Source organism: Leisingera sp. G5_S3_59_S7, from assembly GCF_054968485.1.
In genome coordinates this window covers 49,542-68,936 of record NZ_JBQKUH010000015.1, presented here as the reverse complement: position 1 = coordinate 68,936, position 19,395 = coordinate 49,542, and the positions used below count along the sequence as shown (strand labels likewise).

The 19,395-nt window shown below is 62.3% G+C and carries 14 protein-coding genes and 1 tRNA gene; 8 read left to right on the top strand and 7 right to left on the bottom strand.

The features are described 5' to 3' along the window. Window positions 1-104: 104 nt before the first annotated feature. Window positions 105-1,127 carry a TMAO reductase system periplasmic protein TorT gene (torT, locus tag ACTRWG_RS09315; protein WP_154667844.1) on the bottom strand — a complete coding sequence of 341 codons (1,023 nt, stop codon included), beginning with the start codon at window positions 1,125-1,127 and terminating at the stop codon, window positions 105-107. 122 nt (window positions 1,128-1,249) lie between these two features. Between torT and torS the strand changes: the two genes are divergently transcribed. Beyond that, window positions 1,250-4,177: a TMAO reductase system sensor histidine kinase/response regulator TorS gene (torS, locus tag ACTRWG_RS09310; RefSeq protein ID WP_027236247.1), complete on the top strand. Its 2,928-nt coding sequence runs from the start codon at window positions 1,250-1,252 to the stop codon at window positions 4,175-4,177. Here the strand turns inward: torS and ACTRWG_RS09305 are convergent. After that, window positions 4,158-4,850 (bottom strand): response regulator, encoded by a 693-nt coding sequence (locus ACTRWG_RS09305; RefSeq protein WP_027236246.1) that lies wholly within the window; start codon window positions 4,848-4,850, stop codon window positions 4,158-4,160. The two genes, torS and ACTRWG_RS09305, sit on opposite strands and share 20 nt — an antisense overlap. Window positions 4,851-5,039: 189 nt before the next feature. Here ACTRWG_RS09305 and ACTRWG_RS09300 point away from each other — a divergent pair, with 189 nt between their 5' ends. The 4 genes from ACTRWG_RS09300 to ACTRWG_RS09285 all read left to right on the top strand — a co-directional run bounded on the left by ACTRWG_RS09300 (window position 5,040) and on the right by ACTRWG_RS09285 (window position 10,107). Continuing rightward, window positions 5,040-5,987: an ABC transporter substrate-binding protein gene (locus tag ACTRWG_RS09300; protein ID WP_027236245.1), complete on the top strand. Its 948-nt coding sequence runs from the start codon at window positions 5,040-5,042 to the stop codon at window positions 5,985-5,987. Between the two features lie 70 nt (window positions 5,988-6,057). After that, on the top strand, window positions 6,058-7,089 hold the full coding sequence (locus tag ACTRWG_RS09295) for a quaternary amine ABC transporter ATP-binding protein (RefSeq protein ID WP_027236244.1): 1,032 nt from the start codon (window positions 6,058-6,060) through the stop codon (window positions 7,087-7,089). Further along, window positions 7,086-9,050, top strand: a complete 1,965-nt coding sequence (locus ACTRWG_RS09290; protein ID WP_027236243.1) for an ABC transporter permease — start codon at window positions 7,086-7,088, stop codon at window positions 9,048-9,050. Before ACTRWG_RS09295 ends, ACTRWG_RS09290 begins: the two co-directional genes overlap by 4 nt. Window positions 9,051-9,054: 4 nt before the next feature. Next, entirely contained in the window at window positions 9,055-10,107 is a 1,053-nt protein-coding gene (locus tag ACTRWG_RS09285) for a GlxA family transcriptional regulator (RefSeq protein ID WP_051357784.1), read from the top strand. Between the two features lie 601 nt (window positions 10,108-10,708). Here ACTRWG_RS09285 and nusG read toward each other — a convergent pair. Together nusG and secE are read right to left on the bottom strand one after the other, a co-directional pair. Then, window positions 10,709-11,242 (bottom strand): transcription termination/antitermination protein NusG, encoded by a 534-nt coding sequence (gene nusG, locus ACTRWG_RS09280; protein WP_027236242.1) that lies wholly within the window; start codon window positions 11,240-11,242, stop codon window positions 10,709-10,711. A gap of 215 nt (window positions 11,243-11,457) precedes the next feature. After that, on the bottom strand, window positions 11,458-11,655 hold the full coding sequence (secE, locus tag ACTRWG_RS09275; RefSeq protein WP_008554326.1) for a preprotein translocase subunit SecE: 198 nt from the start codon (window positions 11,653-11,655) through the stop codon (window positions 11,458-11,460). Window positions 11,656-11,859: 204 nt separating this feature from the next. Between secE and ACTRWG_RS09270 the strand changes: the two genes are divergently transcribed. Further along, window positions 11,860-14,010 carry a tetratricopeptide repeat protein gene (locus tag ACTRWG_RS09270; RefSeq protein ID WP_027236241.1) on the top strand — a complete coding sequence of 717 codons (2,151 nt, stop codon included), beginning with the start codon at window positions 11,860-11,862 and terminating at the stop codon, window positions 14,008-14,010. A 59-nt stretch (window positions 14,011-14,069) separates the two neighbouring features. Here ACTRWG_RS09270 and ACTRWG_RS09265 read toward each other — a convergent pair. Then, a tRNA-Trp gene (locus ACTRWG_RS09265) sits at window positions 14,070-14,145 on the bottom strand. A gap of 176 nt (window positions 14,146-14,321) precedes the next feature. On the opposite strand from ACTRWG_RS09265, the gene ACTRWG_RS09260 reads away from it, so the two are divergent. After that, the gene (locus ACTRWG_RS09260) at window positions 14,322-15,032 is read left to right on the top strand and encodes a lysophospholipid acyltransferase family protein (RefSeq protein WP_027236240.1); all 711 of its coding nucleotides are present in this window, start codon (window positions 14,322-14,324) and stop codon (window positions 15,030-15,032) included. Between the two features lie 197 nt (window positions 15,033-15,229). Beyond that, window positions 15,230-15,733, top strand: a complete 504-nt coding sequence (locus tag ACTRWG_RS09255; protein WP_027236239.1) for a hypothetical protein — start codon at window positions 15,230-15,232, stop codon at window positions 15,731-15,733. A 298-nt stretch (window positions 15,734-16,031) separates the two neighbouring features. On the opposite strand, the gene tuf is transcribed toward ACTRWG_RS09255, so the two are convergent. After that, entirely contained in the window at window positions 16,032-17,207 is a 1,176-nt protein-coding gene (gene tuf, locus ACTRWG_RS09250; RefSeq protein WP_027235550.1) for an elongation factor Tu, read from the bottom strand. A gap of 63 nt (window positions 17,208-17,270) precedes the next feature. After that, window positions 17,271-19,388, bottom strand: coding sequence for an elongation factor G (gene fusA / locus ACTRWG_RS09245; protein ID WP_027236238.1), 2,118 nt, complete (start codon window positions 19,386-19,388; stop codon window positions 17,271-17,273). Between the last annotated feature and the right edge of the window lie 7 nt (window positions 19,389-19,395).

The following is a 19,395-nucleotide window of genomic DNA, read 5'->3' as shown; positions in this document are numbered from 1 at the left end:
CCGACAGCAGCTTGGCCGCCGGCACACTCTGCCCAAGGATGCTGGATCTCGCGTTGCGGGTCAACAAAACAGCCTTTCCAGCCGTATCACTGCCCAAGGCACGGTCAGTGCTGGGGGCGGAAGTCGAACACTGGCACAAAACTTGCCGGCGCCAGGGACTGCTCCAAAACGTCGGCGCCAATGCTGTTTCCATCGAGCACGAAGATCTCCGGCCCGGCATGTTTCACTTGCAGTTTTCCTTCGATAGCCCGCACGGCCATCTCAATAGCCAGCCGCCCCTGCAGCACCGGAAAATCTGTCGGCGCCGCAATGATGCGCTCTCTCAATACCCCGCGATAAACGGCGTGGGTCATGTAATCCGAAACCACTCGCACCTTGCCCTGCAACCCCCGTGCGCGCAGGACCGAGACGGCGGCCTGGGCTGCTGGCGCGGACCCGGCAATGTAATCGAGGTCACCGGTCTCATCGAGCGCTTCCTCCACCAGCCGCACCTGAATTTCCCGGCCAGTGTCTCCGTACTTCGTCACCGCAACCACTGCCGAGCTTTCCTCCAGCGCCGAGCGAAAGCCCTGCTCAACAAACTTAACCCAGCCTGCATTCCGCGGACCCGGAAACCAAGCGACTTTCACCGGTGCCGTGCCTTTGGGGTGCCGCTCTGCAATCACCCGCCCTGCGACGGCGCCCATTTCCGTCCAAGACACTCCCACCTTGGCGGAGACCCCGGCATCCGCGATGTCATTCACCGCCGCTATCACGGGAACCGTCTCCGAAATCTGTTCAACCGTGCTGGTAAGCCCGTCAAAGGACACCGTGCCAAGGACCAGTGCATCCGCCCCGGCTGCCACGCAGTCTTCTACTTGGCGGATCTGCCGCTGCAAGTTGGGATACCCCCCGGCCTCGACCAGCTGGAAGGAGACGCCCAGCCGTTCCGCCTCGGCGACCATGCCGTAGTTGACGCTCAGCCAGTAGGCGTCCTTCAGATGCGGATAGGCGACGCACAACCGCCACGCACGGGCGGCTTTTTCCAACGGAAGGTAATCCGCCACAGCGTACCCGCCTTCATAGCTGAACGGCGTCCGGGGCACCTGCAGGCGCCATGATTCCGCGGCCGCCGTCGTGCAAAGCATTGCAAGTACCAAGACCCAGACTGCGCGCATGCGTTCCCCTTCCTGCCGCCAAAGATAGGCAGCGGGGTGCAAAAGGGAAATTCAAAATTGCACCGCAGCTAAATGCGCGCGAAAGTCCATGGATGTTAGGAAAGCTCGGTCTCGGCGGCAAATTGAGCCTCGCATTCATAGTTATTGCGGGTCTTCCAACCCTTGCCGGTATCCTGGGACTGGTCGAGTTGAGAACGCTGGCACACCGTCAGGCAGACGTGATCAGCCAAACCATCCCCGCCATTGCCGAGGTGCGCGGCATGGCTGAAGAAAGCACCCGCATCATTGCTATTGCCCCCGAACTGGCCGCCGTCGGCTCCCAGGCTGAACGTGCAAAGCGTGCCCGCTTTCTGGCCGATCAGGTGGATGCCCTGACAGCGCGGCTCGACGCGCTGGAGCAGGCCGGGGGACCGGGCTCGTCTCGGTTGCGGGCGACGGTGAGCGATGCCGCCCGCGTATTGTCCCTCCTGAACGATCTGGTTGAGGCGCGCATTTCGCTGCGCGAGGAGTTCAAACAGCTTGCAGACCGCAACCTGACGGCTGCGAATAATTTGCTCAGCATGGCAGATACTTTGGTGGCCAATGCCGAAATGGGCACAACAGCCGTGATTTCCAGCCTTTACGGCCCCGGTTCCTCAACCGCTGAGGAGCAAGCACGCACCGACACGCTGGACAAGCTGCTTGAGGTCGACTTGTTTCAGCTGGGCCTGATGTTCGAGCTGCGCTCGCAAACAGCGGAAATCGGGCTGCTGATCAACCGGATCGAAGACGCCGCCAGCGAAACGGAGCTGGGCGAAATCGAGGCGTCACTTATCAGCCGGCTGAGGATTGTTTCGCGCCGGATCAAGGCTATTCGCGACCCCGGGCGGCGGCAGCAGGCTGAAGGTCATGCTGCACAGCTGCGGAGCGTTCCAGATGCTGCAACAGGGCTATTTGTGCTGAGGGACCGTATCCTCGCTACCGAAAACCGCATAACCGCGTTGAAACAGGAACTGCAGGATACCGCGCTGCGACTTGGCGACGAGGCCGCAGTCGTGGCGGATCAGGCGCAAGCGCGGGCCATCCAGTCGGGCAATGCCGCCGCCTTGGACGTGCAGCAGGCGCAGCTGCGCAACGGCTTTGCTGCAGCCGCCGGTTTTGTCCTGTCGCTAGCGGTGCTGTGGTTCTTTGTGCGCGGCAGTATCACCCGCCGCCTCGACCGACTCTCCGGCACCATGGCGGCGCTTATGCGGGGGCAGCTGGACCATCCGGTGCGGCCCCGCGGGCAGGATGAAATCGCGCGGATGGAGGAGGCCGTCGAAGTCTTCCGCCAGCAAGCAATCGAAAAGCTGGAACTCGAACAGGTGCGGGACCGCAACGAACAAGAACTCAGGGAGCACCGTAACAACCTCCAGGCCCTTGTGAATGAGCAAACCGAGCGCCTGCAGGAGGAAGTCGAAGCCCATGACGAGGCCCGGCAGAAGGCGGAAGCTGCAGATCAAGCGAAATCCGAATTTCTTGCCATGATGAGCCACGAAATCCGCACACCAATGAACGGGGTGCTGGGGATGCTTCGCAGCCTTTCGGAGGATGGCCTGCCGCCCCGGCAGATGGAGCGGCTGCGGGCGGCGCTGACCTCCGGCCAGAACTTGCTGAAAATCCTGAACGACATCTTGGACTACTCGAAGATCGAAAGCGGTGCGCTGTCGCCTGAGATCACAACTTTTTCGCTGCGCGACCTGGTGACCGACATCGTCGTTCTGTTGCGCCCCGGTGCTGATGCCAAGGGCGTACATCTCTGGCTAGACGCCCCGGAAGGACTGCCCGATGTCGTACAGGGCGACGCGGCCAAGCTGCGGCAGATTCTGTTCAACCTACTGTCCAACGCGTTGAAATTCACCAATGACGGCGAAGTGATCCTGCGGGTCCGGTCCAATGGCGCAACCCGCGGGCATCACAGGGTGGCATTTGAGGTCAGCGACACCGGCAAGGGTATCTCGGATGAAGCCAAGCTGAGGGTTTTCGAGGCCTTCGAACAGGAAGACACTGACACTGCGCGCAAGTTCGGCGGCACCGGTCTGGGGCTTGCGATCAGCAGGCATTTCGCCGACGCCATCGGTGCCCGGCTCTCGCTGGAAAGCACCGTGGGCGTGGGGTCCGTTTTCACCCTCTCCCTGGATCTGGAACCTGGCGATCCGGCTGATCTGGCACCGGAGGAGCCTCCTGCCACGGTGGCACGGGCTGAAAACGCTTTGTCCGTTCTGGTGGTGGAGGACAATGAGATCAATCAGATGGTCGCCCGCGGCTATCTGGAGCGCATGGGCCACAGCTGCCATTGTGTTGGCAGTGCGGAGGAGGCGCTGGACTTGCTGCAAGTCTCCTGTTTCGACCTCGTGCTGATGGATGTGAACCTTCCCGGGATCAGCGGAACCGACGCCACTCGCCGCTTGCGGGCTTTGCCGGATCCGCGGCTCGCCGAGCTTCCGGTTATCGGCATTTCAGCGCATGTTCAGGAGGAACAGATCGAAACCCACCTGCAGGCCGGCATGAACGGATTTGTCGCCAAGCCAGTCTCGCCCGAACGCCTGGCCAAGGCCTTGGACAGTGTCATGCGCGGCCATGAGGGGGCGGTCTATTTGTCCGCCCGGCACGCGGCCCCCGGCCAGACGGACCGTTACGACACCCTCCGGCAGCAGATGCACGACAACATTCAAGACCTCGGTGCGGCCCAAACGCTGGACATCGCGCGGCTGTTCGAGCGCGAACTGCCGCAAAGCCTCGACCGCATGGGCACCGCGCTGGAAACCCAGAATTGCGCGGCCTTGGCAAAAGAAGCGCACCGGGCCAAAGGGGCGGCCGGCACATTCGGCCAGCGGGATCTGGTATCACTGCTGTCTGACCTCGAGAAACGGGCCGGAAACGGCGACCTGTCCCAAGCCAGGGATCTGCTGGACACGCTGAACCGCCTGGTGCCGCAGGTCTTGAACGCGCTGGCAGCGGTGCTGCGCGACTGCGAAGCCGTCAGGCCAAAGGCGCCGTGAAGGCATAGCCTTCTCCATGCACAGTGCTGATCAGCCTCGGGTTGGCCGGGTCTTCCTCCAGCTTGCTGCGCAATCGCCGGATCAGCACATCCACGGTGCGGGGGTTGCCGCCGTACTGCCGGTGCGTGACACGGCTCATCAGCGCATCGCGCGAGGCCACCTCCCCCGCCCGGCTGACCAGCATGTCCAGCACTTCGAACTCGGCCCGGGTCAGCGGAATACTGTCGCCCTCGGCGGTCTGCAGATGCCGCGCAGCCACGTCGAATTGGAATTTGCCAAACTTGTAGATCCGCCGGGACAGGCGCCGGATATCCTGTGTTCTCCGTAACAGATTCTTGAGCCTCGCCAGCAGTTCACGCCGGTTGAAAGGCTTGCAAACATAATCATCCGCACCAAGTTCCAGTCCGACAATACGGTCAATTTCATCATCCCGGCCGGTTACCAGAATGATTCCCATCTCTGACTTGGCCCGCTGTTCGCGAGTGATCTGCAAACCATCCTTGCCCGGCAGGTTAATGTCGACCAGCAGCAGGTCAACCTCCTGCCCTTCAAGTATTTTTTCCGCTTTTTCCGCAGTTTCGGCCTGCGAAACACAATACCCTTGCGCATCCAGATAACTGGCGAGGGTGGCCCGCGTGACCGGCTCGTCCTCGATGATCAGTATATGCGCCATGCCTTCGGTGCCCTTCGCGAAACTTTCCCACCGGTTAACAAATTTTAACATGAACTGCCAGCCTGTTCATCCCGCCGGGCTGACCTGTTCACATCCGCGCCCTAGCCTCCCTCCCCGAAAGCCAGGCTTTCAGACCGCGACAAAGGCTCAGGCCATCAGGACCCGGGCTGCGACAACAGGGAGACACACATGAAATACCGGCAATACCTTTTGGCCACTGCAGCGGCCTTGACCATGGCGGCCCCGATGGCAATGGCAGAAGACTCCCCGGACCCCATCATAATCCCGGTCCACAACTGGTCGAGCCAGATCGTGATGAGCCACGTGGTCGGCCAGATCTTCGAGTCGATGGGCAACAATGTCGAATATGTCTCGACCGACAGCCAGGCGGTTTATGAATCGGTGCGGCTGGGCGACGTCACGCTGGAGTTGGAGGTTTGGGAGGGCGCCTTCGGCAAGTCCTTCAACGAAGCACTGGCCAAGGGCGGCCTGCGTGACGCAGGCGACCACAACGCCGTCACCCGCGAGGACTGGTGGTATCCGGCCTGGACCAAGGAGGCCTGCCCCGGCCTGCCGGACTGGCAAGCCCTGAACGAGTGCGCCGCCGTCTTTGCCACGCCTGAGACCGGCGACAAGGGCCGCTTTCTGGGGGGGCCTGTCGATTGGCTCAAGCATGACGCAGAGCGGGTTGAGGCGCTGGACATGAATTTCACCGTGGTGAATGCAGGGTCGGCTTCGGCGCTCTGGGCCGAAGTGGCCGCGGCGGAGAAAACCAAGCGGCCGGTGGTGATTTTCAACTGGACCCCGAACTTTGCCGAGGCCGTCTGGCCGGGTGAATTCGTCGAGTTCCCCACCTGGGTTGAGGGTTGCGACAAGGACCCCTCTGTCGGCCCGAACCCCAACGCCACCTATGACTGCGGCAACCCTGCGAACGGCTACCTCAAAAAGGCCGCTTGGGACGGCATGAAGGACAAGTGGCCGGCGGCTTATGAAACGCTGACCCAAATCAGCTTCACAAACCCGCAGATCGCCGAGATGGCCAAACTGGTCGACATTGACGAGATGGAACCCGAGGACGCGGCTGCTGAATGGCTGGAGGCCAATGAGGATCTCTGGAAACCCTGGACCGGTTCCTGAGCTCCGCACATCCCGCCAACCAGCCGGGGCGGTCCGCTGCCCCGGCGTCTTTGCCAAAGAAAGTTAAGCCATGACCGCCGCCACCCCCGTCATTTCCTGCAAAAACGTCTGGAAGCTGTTTGGCGCCAATCCGGAGCAGTACCTGAAGTCGCTGACCGGCAACCCGGGCTTTGATGAAATCCGCCAGGCCGGCTACATCGCCGCTGTGCGGGATGTGTCGCTGGATATCGCCAAGGGGGAGATGCTGGTGATTATGGGGCTGTCTGGCTCTGGCAAGTCGACCTTCGTGCGCTGCCTGTCACGGCTCATCGGCATCACCGGCGGCGAGGTCCGGGTCGAGGGCCAGAACATCGGCGAAATGTCCGAGAAGGAGCTGATTGACCTGCGCCGCAACAAGATGGGCATGGTATTCCAGAGCTTCGGCCTGCTGCCCCACCGCACCGTTCTGGATAACGTCGCCTTCCCGCTGGAAATGCGCGGCCAGGACCGCCACGAACGCCGCGCCCGCGCACTGGAAGTGATCGAACTGGTCGGCCTGTCAGGGCGCGAGGACTACTTTCCGCGTGAACTGTCGGGCGGTCAACAGCAACGCGTCGGCATTGCCCGCAGCCTGGCGATCGAACCGGATATCTGGTTTCTGGACGAACCATTCTCAGCACTTGACCCGCTGATCCGCCGAGAGATGCAGGACGAATTTCTCCGCTTGCAGGAGATGCTGGGCAAGACCATCGTCTTTATCACCCACGACTTTGACGAGGCGCTGCGCCTTGCAGACCGCATCGCCATCATGAAGGACGGCGTGGTCGAGCAGTGCGATACACCCGATCAGATCGTGCTGAACCCCGCCACCGAGTACGTCGCCAAGTTTACCGAGGAAATCGAGAAGTCACGCGTTGTCCACGCAGGCGTTCTGGCCCGCGACGTGAACGGACACAACCTGACCGGAGCGCCAATCGGAGAGAAACAGACCATCTCTGAACTGGCCCGCCTGCTGGTCAATGACAGTCGCGACTTCCTGCCCGTTGCCAACAGTGCCGGCAGCCTGATCGGCGCCATAAGCCGGCAGGAGGCGCTGGACGTGCTGCTGGGAGAGGCCTCATGACGGATCAGACCATGGTACTATCCGGGAAGCCCCACACCTGGACACGCGCCAAAACCGGCTGGGCAATCTTTGCTGCGGCTTGCGTTCTAGCCGCCGCCAACACGTTTTTACCTGCCGGGCTGGTGCGGCCGCCGGAGTGGCTGATCCTGCCCTTCGCCGACTGGATCAATGCGATTTTTGCCTTTCTTCGCGATGACATGGGACTTCTGTACCTGACCCGCGCCTTTGCCGATGGGGTGGAATGGCTGCTCGATGTGACTGCCAACCTGCTTTATGGCAAGAACCGCTGGCCGCGCATCGGCCCGATCCCGTGGACCGTGATCGCCAGTATCGGATTTGTCATCGGCTATGCGCTGCAAGGCTGGCGCTTGTCGCTGCTGACCGGCGGCACCTTTGTCTGGATTGCCGTCATGGGGCAGTGGAAATGGGCGATGGAAACGCTCTCGGTGATCGTTGTCGCCGCGCCCTTCTCGATCCTGTTCGGGCTGGTCATGGGCATCCTCGCCTGGCGTTCCAGGGCCTTCGAGCGGATCCTGAACCCCATCCTCAACATCGCGCAAAGCCTGCCCCATTTTGCCTATATGATTCCGGTAGTTGTCTTCATCGGCGTCGGCCCCAAGGCAGGCGCCATCGTTACCATCATCTTCTCGGTGCCGCCGATGATCCGCATGTCGCTCTTGGGCCTGCGCAAGGTCCCGCATGAGGTGATCGAAAGCGGCCATATGTGCGGCTCTACCCGCTGGCAGCTGCTGCGCCATGTGCGCATTCCAACAGCGCGGAGCGAGATCCTGGTCGGCGTGAACCAGGTGATCATGCAGTGCCTCGCCATGGTGGTTCTGGCCAGCTTCATCGGCATGCCGGGCCTGGGGCAAAAGCTGCTTCAGCTGCTGCAGGCGCTCAAAATCGGCCGCTCTGTCGAGATCGGCATCACCATCGTGCTGCTGGCAGTGATGCTGGACCGCTGCACCAAGGCCTGGGCGACCAAACAGCCCGAGCATTTCGAGAAAGGCACCTCCTTTGCCGAGCGCAACAAGTTCCTGCTGCTGGGTCTCGGCCTGTCGCTGGCCTGCCTCGTGCTGGCACAGTTCATCCCGCTGATGGATCAGATTGGCCGCCGCGACGCCTTCACCATCTCCAAACCGATTGATGCGGTTGCAGATTGGTTCATCGTGCTGATCGACCCAGTCACCCAGTGGCTGCGCTGGTTCCTGATCACTTGGGTGCTGATCCCGATCCGCGATGCCTTCCTGTGGATGCCCTACGCCGCAGTGCTGGCGCTGCTGGCCGCCGCCGGCTGGGCCATCGGCGGACTGCGCTCTGCCCTGGTGTGCCTTGCCTTCTTCGGCCTGATCGCCATGTCCGGCTGGTGGGACCGCGCCATGATCACCGTCTACACCGTCGTGGTCGCCGTTTCGATTGCTGCCGTGATCGGCTTTCCGCTGGGCATCTGGGGATCGTTTCACGGGAAACGCGCCGCCCTGGCACTGCTGATCTGCGACACGCTGCAGACCTTCCCCAGCTTCATCTACCTGATCCCGGTGGTCATGCTGTTCGGCGTCAATGATGTGGCGGTGATCGGCGCCGTGGTCCTGTTCGCCGCTGTGCCGCTGGTGCGCTACACGATTGAGGGCCTGCGGCAGGTGCCCGAAACCCTGATCGAGGCTGCGGGTATGTCAGGCGCCACCCGGATGCAGACCTTGTGGAACGTACGCCTGCCGATGGCGCTGCCGACCATCATGGTCGGGGTCAACCAGTCGGTGATGTTCTCGCTGTTCATGGTGATCATCGCCGCCTTCATAGGCACTCAGGACTTGGGGCAGGAAATGCAGCGTGCTCTGTCCTCCACCGATGTGGGCAAAGGTCTGGTACTGGGTCTTGCCGTTGCCTTCATGGGGCTGATGGTGGACCACCTTGTGACCACATGGGCGCAGTCCAAGAAACAAGCGCTGGGGCTGGAGTAAAACCATGACGATCCATTCCAACAACTTTGGACCCGCGCCCCGCACCCGCATAGGCTTTCTGCTGTTTCCAGGCTTTCCCATGGCCTGCCTGACCTCGGCAATAGAGCCGCTGCGTGCCGCCAATGAAATTGCCGGGTGCCAGGTGTTTTCCTGGTCCCTGGCAACCGAAACCGGCGAGGACGCAGCAGCTTCTGCCGGGGTCCTTTTTCCAGCAGATGCAAGCCTTGCGGAGACAGAAGGGCTCGACTGCCTGTTTCTGCTGTCCGGGCCGGAGGCCGAATTCGCGAATCCGGTCTCAAGCCCTGGACGCCTGCGCTACCTGGCACGCCATGGCGTGACCCTCGGTGCGGTTTCCGGCGGCGTCTTCCCGCTGGCCCGCAGCGGTGTCCTGGCCGGGCGGCGCTGCGCGGTTCATTGGTGCTACCGAAGCGCCTTCGAAGCCGCTTTCCCCAACTGCACCGCCGTGGACCGGCTGATCGTGCGCGATGGCTGTCTTCACACGGTTTCGGGCGCCACCGCCATGTTCGATCTGTCGCTTGAACTGATCGGCTGCGCCCTCGGCGCGGACGCCATGAGCGAGGTTGCCTGCCTGTTCCAGCACCCGGTCATCCGCAACGGCAGCGCCCGGCAAAAGGTCCCCGTGCTGCAAAGCGATCGCACGGTCGACCAGATGCCGCCCGCCGTAAAGGAGGCGATGTCAATCTTCTCTAAAAACTTCGGAACTCCGGTCTGCATCCGTGATGTGGCGCGGATGGCCGGCATTTCCCCGCGCCAGCTGGAGCGCAGCTTCCGCGCCGCCACGGGTCTGAGCCCCGGAGAATACTACCGGCGCCAGCGCCTGGAAGCTGCCCGGCAAATGGTGCTTTATTCCTGGGAGCCAGTCTCCGGCATCGCCAATGCGGTCGGCTATGCCAGTTCCTCCACCCTGACACTGCACTACCGCAAATTCTACGGTGTCACACCAGTTCAGGACCGCAAGCGGGCCTTCCTGCCAGCCGGCGGCATGACGAGCAGGCAAAAAGGCTCTGATACGCTCACAGAGATCAGAAAGATCTGATGCGGCACATTTCCTGGACCTTAGAAAATCGTTCAGCGGGAGAGGTGGTCCGGCCAGTTCGAAACCGGTCCTGTTCCCGGTATATGCGCCGCCGCATGCAAGTGAAGCACCAAAAAGGGGCTTTCGGTCCCGTGCGGCCGCGGTCTGCAGGCACACTTGTAAGCCCCTCTCGAACCGGTAGGCAGGACCGTGCTGCAGCAAGCCTGCAAGGCCGTCAGGAGCTGCGGACAATTTGCAGGGCTGTGCAGGCCTCACTGAGGTTCGAGTTTTGGAACCGGCGAAAGGCAATGCCATGCTGGTGATGGCGACTGCCCCCATGCTGCACGCCAGGTCTGCGCTCCTGAAGAGCAGGAACGTCAGATCAAGTTGGGCGTTCCACACCTATTCATCCCCAGCTGCCATCGCCTGTGTTTACCGGCATCAAGAACAAAACCGGTTCTGACTTTCCTTGATAAGGAGCACGGTCTTTTCGCGCGCTGAACTGCCGCAGAAAACAGACGATTGCGTGCCTGCCATGAACAGCAGGCTCATCCCGCAAGACCACAAAAAACGCCGCGGTGCAGTATGCAACGCGGCGCCATGAAATTCGCTGAGGGAGGTATTACCCCTGTTTGGTCACTTGGGTGAAATCCAGCTCCACCGGAGTTTCCCGGCCGAAGATCGACACGGTAACCTTGAGCTTCTGATTGTCCTCGTCGACCTCTTCGACCATACCGTCGAAATCCTCGAACGGGCCGTCGTTGACTTTGACCTTCTCGCCGACCTCGTAATGGATCAGGGTGCGCGGTGCCTCGACGCCTTCCTCGACGCGGCCCAGGATGCCCTGCACTTCGGCGTCGCGCATCGGCATCGGGCGGCCCTGCGGACCCAGGAAGCCGGTGACCCGGTTGATCGAGGAAATCAGGTGGTAGCCGCGGTCGGACATTTCCATGTGGACCAGAACATAGCCCGGCATAAACCGGCGCTCAGTCGAGACCTTCTTTCCGCGGCGGATCTCAATCACCTCTTCAGTGGGGACCAGCACCTCGTCAATTTCGTCCTCGAGCCCTTGCTCGGCGACCGCGGTGCGGATCTGCTCTGCGATTTTCTTTTCGAAGTTCGAAAGAACGCTGACCGAGTACCACCGTTTCGCCATGAACCGTTGTCCTTGTTCTGCAGGACGGGCCGGTGCCGCGCCGCTGCTTAATCATCCCGTTGCAGCTCTCAAGCTGCGCTCTCCAACAAAAAGCGGCGTGCAAACCGAATCGCTGCACGCCCGCCTCAATGTTCCTGCTCACGTACCGCCCATCGCCGCCAGAATCAAGTGCTGCGCAGCAACCGCGAACCCGGAACCGTCATACTGCTGCAGGCTTATCCGAACATCCCCAGGAGCCCCTGCAGGCCATAGCGGATCAGCAGATCGACCAGCGCGAAGAACAGCGCCGTCAGGGCCGCCATGATGAACACCATGACCGTGGTCAGCAGCACCTCGCGCCGGGTCGGCCAAACGACCTTGGACACTTCGGCACGAACCTGCTGGATGAACTGAACTGGGTTGATAGTCGCCATGCTGGGGGAGTCTCTCTGCTAGCAGTGAATGCGATGTAACCGGTGCGGCAGCTGAATTCAAGCCCTGCCCCCGCACCAAGCGGGGAGCATGCCCGCAGTCAATCCAATTTTAATCCACTTCCCGCAAAACTGAGTCTAGCAGCCCCGGCGCACGACCCGCGCCGTGCCGGGGCACCCCCGTGTGTTTTAGTGAGACAGGATGCCATGACACCCGCACAGACCCTCTCCCAGGCCGAGCAGCTTGAACGCGATGCCAGGTTCGAAGATGCCGTGCTTGCCTACTCCGGAATTCTTGCCCGCAACCCGAAGAACGCCCGCGCCCTGAAGGCACTGGATTCGCTGCGCGGCCGCCTGCGCGAGCAGCGCGAACCCTCCGCCGACACCAAGGCAGAGCTGGAGGCCGCGCTGGCTGCCGGACGCCCCTTTGAGGCCGCAGAAAGCTGCGGCGCCCTGCTGAAGACCTTCCGGGAGTCACATTTCCTGTGGGATTTTCTGGGCCGCTGCCATCTGGCCGCCGGCCATTTGGACAATGCGGCCACCTGCCTGAACAAAGCGTGCGGTATCGACGCCAAAGAGGCCGGCACCTATGCCGCCATGGGCCGCATTCATATGGCGCGCGGACAGCTGGACAATGCCCTAGCGCTGTACCGGAAGGCCCTGGCGCTGGACGCCGATTGCCTGCTGGCGCTGCGCAGCCTGGCCGAGGCGCTGCCGCTGCAGGGCAGCAGCACAGAGGCCGCGGCAACCCTGCGCCGGGCGGTTGCGCTTGCGCCGGACGATGCCGCGCTGCATTTCACTCTGGCCGGCCTGCTGCACAAGCTCGGCGCCGTGGCGGAGGCCGAGGACCATTACACCCGCGCTGCCAGCCTGCATCCTGGCATGACCGAGGCGCAGTTCCAGCTGGGGCTGCTGATCAAGGCCGAGGGCCGTTATGCCGAAGCACTGCCGTGCTTTGATAAGGTCCTCCGGGTCTCACCCTCTGACGACCGCGCCCGCACGCAGCGCCTGCATGTCCTGGCAGAACTCAGCGACTGGCGCTGGGTAAAGGAATATGAACAATACCGCCGCCTGCTGGGCCTGCGCGGCAGCGGCTGCGACCCCAGCGCGCTAATGCTGATGGAGGACAATCCGGACTTGATGCGGGTTCGCGCGCAAGCCTACGCCAGCGAGCTGTTTCCGGAGGCAGAGCTTCAAACGGCGGCAACCGCGCCGCAGCGCAAGGCACGGCTCCGGGTCGGGTATTTCTTTACTGCCCGCGACGCCGAGGCCGTGCTGAGCCAGCACGCCGCGATACTGGCTGCTCATGACCGCAGCCGGTTCGAAGTCTTTGCCTATGCCACCGGACCAGGTCTTGCGGCAGACGCCGCAGCAGCACTGCGCGACTCGGCCTCCTGCGTGCGGGTACTGGAGGGAACCTCGCTGGACAGCTGCGCCGCTTCGGTCAAGGCCGACGGGCTGGACATTGCCGTTGACCTCTCAGGCTTTTCCGGTGGCAGCCGGAGCGGCCTGTTCAGTGCCCGGCTGGCGCCCCTGCATATTGTCTGGCCCGGATACCCCGGAACCCTGGGAACGGCGGCATATGACTATCTGGTCAGCGACAGCACCACCTGCCCGCCAGGCAGCGAGCGGTATCACAACGAACATCTCTTGCGGCTGCCGGACAGCTGCGTGGCGGTGCCCCCCGCACAGGCCGCCAGCAGCCCGGAACGGGCGGATTGCGGCTTGCCGGACGAGGGTTTTGTGTTCTGCAGTTTTGCCGCAGCCAGCCAGATCACCCCGCAGGAATTCGGGATCTGGATGCGCTTGCTGGACAGCACCCCCGGCAGCGTGCTTTGGCTGCTGGATCACGGCGCGCACTCCGTTTCGAACCTGCGCCGCGCCGCGGCCGCCCGCGGCATCGACCCGGACCGGCTGATCTTTGCCCCGCCTGCCGGCCGCGATGAGCGGCTAGCGCGGCTGCCGCTGGCCGGTCTGTTCCTAGACACCTTCACGGTCAATGCCAGCAGCGCGGCAGGCGAAGCACTGGCGGCCGGGGTGCCGGTGCTCACCCTCCCCGGCCAGCAGTTCGCTGCCCGGACCGGGGCGAGCCTGCTGCAAGCCGCCGGATTGCCCGGACTGATCGCGGACAGCGCCGAAGCATATGAGGCAAAAGCCGCGGCCCTCGCAGCGGATCCGGAGGCCTGCACGGCACTGAAGCGCGAGCTGCGCTTGCAGCATCAGGACGCCCCCCTGTTCTCAACCGCACGGTTCGCCCGGCAGATTGAGAGCGCATATGACGCGGCCTTTGACAGGTTTCTGCAGGGTTTGCCCCCGGGTCACCTGACACTCACAGGCCCGGACATGCCGCAAGGCTGACACACACACCAGCCGTCCGCCCGCTGCGGGCGGCCCTGGTTTTCGGACTTTCGGGAAACTGGCAGGGGCAGCAGGGTTCGAACCCGCGACCTACGGTTTTGGAGACCGTCGCTCTACCAACTGAGCTATACCCCTGTGGTGCGGCATGTCCTACGGCAGCCGCGCCGCTGTGGCAAGAGGGAAATCCGATTTTCTGCGTGCCGCGCAGCGGATTGCGGGCCGCGGGCTTTGCCCGGGCCGGCCCATGCGCTAAGACGGGCCGGAAACGGGCAGCCCAGCCCGCCAATTCCTTGGAAACGAGCCTGAAAACCGTGAGCCTGAGAAAGAAATTCGCCGACAGCCCCCGGGTGAACCGCGCCATCGAGGCGCTGTTCGCCGCCTATGTGCGATTCGCCTTTCGCACCTCACGCTGGACCCGCAGCGGGTTTGAGGACATGGACAACTGCGTGCGCCGCGGCGAGCCGGTGATCTTTGTGCTCTGGCACCAGCGGCTGATTATGGCGCCCTATCTGTTCGACACTTCGCTCGGCCGCATCTGCGCGCTGACCTCCGCCGCCCGCGCCGGGCGGCTGGCCGGGCAGATCCTGGTGCGCCTGGGGTTCGAGACCATCCCGATGTCGAGCCACAAGCGCCATGTGGCGCTGTCGCGTGAAGTCCTGCGCCGCACCCGGGAAGGCTGCTCCATCGGCATTGCCGCCGACGGCCCGCGGGGGCCTGCGCGGGTGTCCTCGACGGTGCCCGTGGTCTGGGCGCGGATGACCGGCTGCCGGGTGTTCACCGTGGCCTTTGCGGAGCGGAAAGTGATCAAGCTGCCGACCTGGGACCAGCAGATGCTGCCGCTGCCGTTTTCGCGCGGCGTTCTGATGTGCCGGGAATGGACGGACGAGGTGCCGAAGAAGCCCAGCGATGAGCAGGTGGAGGCGCTGAGGCTGAGCCTGGAATCCTCGCTGGATTCCATAACGGATGCGGCGGACGCGGTAGCCGGGCGCCGCGGTGAAGATCCGAAAGCACTGACAGATTGATCAGGAGTTTAACGGCGGTGGGCAGATTGCCCGCCCTACGGACGCAAAACAATGTCGCGGGCACGCAGGTTATCTGCCGGCAACTCGCCAGGTTCCTGGCCGGGATTAGACCGTATCAGATTGCATTCAATCACAGGATGCGGAACGCTGGCTGAAACGAGCTTCCCTCAATTCAGTTTGACTTTGCACAGGCCAGAATGCATTCAATTACCCTTCGTTTACTGCGCGCTGCAGCTTTCTTCGCCATATTTACCGCTTACCTGATCTGCGGCGAGGCCCGGGCCGAGGCCGAAATTGATCTTGGATCCCAAAGGACGGTTTCACTGGAAACAAAAGTGCTTTGGCCCAAAGAGTACGGCCTGTACCTGATGCTGCAGAAGCGCCCGGATTTGCACAGTGAACTTAGAAGAAACGGATACGGCGTCAGCCCTCCCAACCAGACAACGGACGATCCCAAGCTTCTCACCTTCACCATAAGAATCTACGAATGGGGGAGTGGCCGAGATGAGCTGATCTTTGAGCAGTCAAACCTACAGCCAAGTCTCCTGATGACTCTTAACGAAGAAGCTGGGCTGGAAATTGCTGCAATCAAGCTTGCCCCGGGAAGATACCGGATTGAGGCAACCCCGGAAAACACAAACCACACCTTAGCGAACATCCCCGCAAGGCTGATAGTCATCAAAGCACTGAGGGGAAAGTAGGCCGCGTACCGGCACTCCGCCGGGACGCCCCGCGTTCGGCCTGCGTCAAACCGGAGGTTTGTCTGCGGCAAAGCGGGCGGGCGCGATTGCATCACTCCCGGAGCTGACGCTCTCTGCGGCCTCAAAACCTCCACCCGAGCTTTTGCAAGACAGCCTCCGGCCCCAAGCCGGCCCCTGCCCTGTTCAAGCGTTGTTCTAAAAGAAAAGGGCCTCCCGAAGGAGGCCCTCTCTGAGATCAGAACCGTGTGGCTCTCGGCGATTTTCTAGCGAAAACCGCCTGCCGCCCACTGGTCCAAAATCACTCGATGATTTTGGACACGACGCCGGCGCCGACGGTGCGGCCGCCTTCGCGGATGGCGAAGCGCAGGCCGTCTTCCATCGCGATCGGGGCGATCAGCTCAACCGCGAACTTCAGGTTGTCGCCCGGCATCACCATCTCGGTGCCTTCCGGCAGGGTCACGGTGCCGGTCACGTCGGTGGTGCGGAAGTAGAACTGCGGACGGTAGTTCGCGAAGAACGGGGTGTGGCGGCCGCCTTCTTCCTTGGTCAGGATGTAGGCTTCGGCTTCGAACTTGGTGTGCGGGGTCACGGAACCCGGCTTGCACAGCACCTGGCCGCGCTCAACACCGTCACGGTCCACACCGCGCAGCAGGGCGCCGATGTTGTCGCCTGCTTCACCGCGGTCCAGCAGCTTGCGGAACATTTCCACGCCGGTGCAGGTGGTCTTCTTGGTGTCGTTGATGCCGACGATTTCGATTTCGTCGCCAACGTTGATCACACCGCGCTCCACACGGCCGGTCACAACGGTGCCGCGGCCGGAGATCGAGAACACGTCTTCGATCGGCATCAGGAACGGCTGGTCAACCGCGCGCTCCGGGGTCGGGATGTATTCGTCCACGGCCGCCATCAGCTCTTTGATCTTCTCTTCGCCGATTTCCGGGTCGCGGCCTTCCATCGCCGCCAGCGCGGAGCCTGCGATGATCGGAATGTCGTCGCCCGGGAACTCGTAGGAGGACAGCAGCTCGCGGATTTCCATTTCCACCAGCTCCAGCAGCTCCTCGTCGTCGACCTGGTCAACTTTGTTCATGAAGACAACCAGGGCCGGAACGCCGACCTGGCGCGCCAGCAGGATGTGCTCGCGGGTCTGCGGCATCGGGCCGTCAGCAGCGTTCACAACCAGGATCGCGCCGTCCATCTGCGCCGCACCGGTGATCATGTTCTTGACGTAGTCGGCGTGGCCGGGGCAGTCGACGTGGGCGTAGTGGCGCGCGTCGGTTTCATATTCCACGTGCGCGGTGGAGATGGTGATGCCGCGGGCTTTTTCTTCCGGCGCGCCGTCGATCTGGTCGTAGGCTTTGAAGTCGCCGAAGTACTTGGTGATCGCTGCGGTCAGCGTGGTTTTGCCGTGGTCAACGTGGCCGACGGTGCCGATGTTGACGTGCGGTTTATTACGTTCAAACTTTTCCTTAGCCATGATGGCCTCCTTTTGTTTCGAGAGGGGCCCGCAGCGGCCGCGAACCCCTCAATTTTCTTTCGCTTACGCGAATTTCGCCTGGATCTCTTCCGAGATGTTCTGCGGAACCGGTTCGTAGTGGTCGAACTGCATGGTGAACTGGGCGCGGCCCGAGCTCATCGAACGCAGGGTGTTGATGTAGCCGAACATGTTCGCCAGCGGCACAAACGCGTCGATCGCGATTGCGTTGCCGCGATTCTCCTGGCCGGACACCTGGCCCCGGCGGGATGTCAGGTCGCCGATGATACCGCCGGTGTATTCTTCCGGGGTGATCACCTCAACCTTCATCACCGGCTCGAGCAGTTTCGCACCAGCCTTGCGCATGCCTTCACGCATGCCCATGCGGGCGGCGATTTCAAAGGCCAGAACCGAGGAGTCCACGTCGTGGAACTTACCGTCGATCAGGGCAACCTTGAAGTCGATCACGGGGAAGCCGGCCAGCGGGCCGCTGTCCATGACGGACTGGATGCCTTTTTCGACGCCCGGGATGTATTCCTTCGGAACCGCACCGCCAACGATACGGGATTCGAAGGAGTAGCCTTCGCCCGCTTCTGTCGGCGAGATGATCAGCTTCACCTCAGCGAACTGGCCCGAACCACCCGACTGCTTCTTGTGGGTGTAGGAATGCTCGACCTCTTTGGAGATGGTCTCGCGGTAGGCCACCTGCGGCGCACCGATGTTCGCCTCAACCTTGAACTCGCGCTTGAGGCGGTCCACCAAGATGTCCAGGTGAAGTTCGCCCATGCCCTTCATGATGGTCTGACCGGACTCGAGGTCGGTCTCAACACGGAAGGACGGGTCTTCGGCGGCCAGACGGGCCAGACCCTGGGACATCTTCTCCTGGTCGGCCTTGGTTTTCGGCTCAACCGCGATCTCGATCACCGGATCCGGGAAGGTCATGGTTTCCAGGACGACCGGGTCGTTGACAGCGCAGAGGGTGTCACCGGTGGTGGTGTCCTTCAGGCCTGCCAGCGCGATGATGTCGCCTGCGAACGCTTCCGTGATTTCCTCACGGTTGTTTGAGTGCATCATCATCATCCGGCCAACGCGCTCTTTACGGCCTTTGGTCGAGTTCAGCAGCGTGTCGCCCTTGTTCAGGACGCCGGAGTAGATGCGGGTGAAGGTCAGCGAGCCGACAAACGGGTCGTTCATGATCTTGAACGCCAGGCCGGAGAACGCCATGTCGTCGTCCGCGCGGCGGGCGATGTCACGGGTTTCAGTCTCGTCGCCGGGTTTGAAGCCCATGTAATCAACAACGTCCAGCGGGCTGGGCAGGTAGTCGATCACAGCGTTGAGCAGCGGCTGAACGCCTTTGTTCTTGAACGCGGAACCGCCCAGGACCGGAACAAATGCCAGTTCCAGGGTGCCCTTGCGCAGCAATTTGCGCAGGGTCGGAACGTCGGGCTCTTCACCTTCCAGATAGGCTTCCATCGCGTCGTCGTCCATTTCGACGGCCGCTTCGATCATCTTGCCGCGCCATTCGTCAGCCATGTCTTTCAGGCTGTCGCGAATCGGAGCTTTAACCCAGGATGCGCCCAGGTCTTCGCCCTGCCACAGCCATTCTTCCATGTTGACCAGGTCAACCAGGCCTTCCAGCTCGTTCTCTGCGCCGATCGGCACACCAACCGGAACCGCGCGGGCGCCGGTACGGTCTTCGATCATGTTGACGCAGTTGAAGAAGTCGGCGCCGATCTTGTCCATCTTGTTGACAAACACCATGCGCGGAACTTTGTAGCGGTCAGCCTGACGCCACACGGTTTCGGTCTGCGGCTCAACACCGGCGTTGGCGTCCAGAACACACACAGCACCGTCGAGAACCGCCAGCGAGCGTTCAACTTCGATGGTGAAGTCAACGTGGCCGGGGGTGTCGATGATGTTCAGGCGGTGCTTCGGCGAGTCAGCGGTCTTGCCGTCTTCGGTGCGTTCCCAGAAAGTGGTGGTCGCAGCCGAGGTGATGGTGATGCCGCGTTCCTGCTCCTGCTCCATCCAGTCCATGGTGGCTGCACCGTCGTGCACCTCACCGATGTTGTGGGATTTGCCGGTGTAATACAGGATGCGCTCGGAGCAGGTGGTTTTACCTGCATCGATGTGCGCCATGATACCGAAGTTACGGTATAGTTCGAGGGGATATTCGCGTGCCATAGGTCTA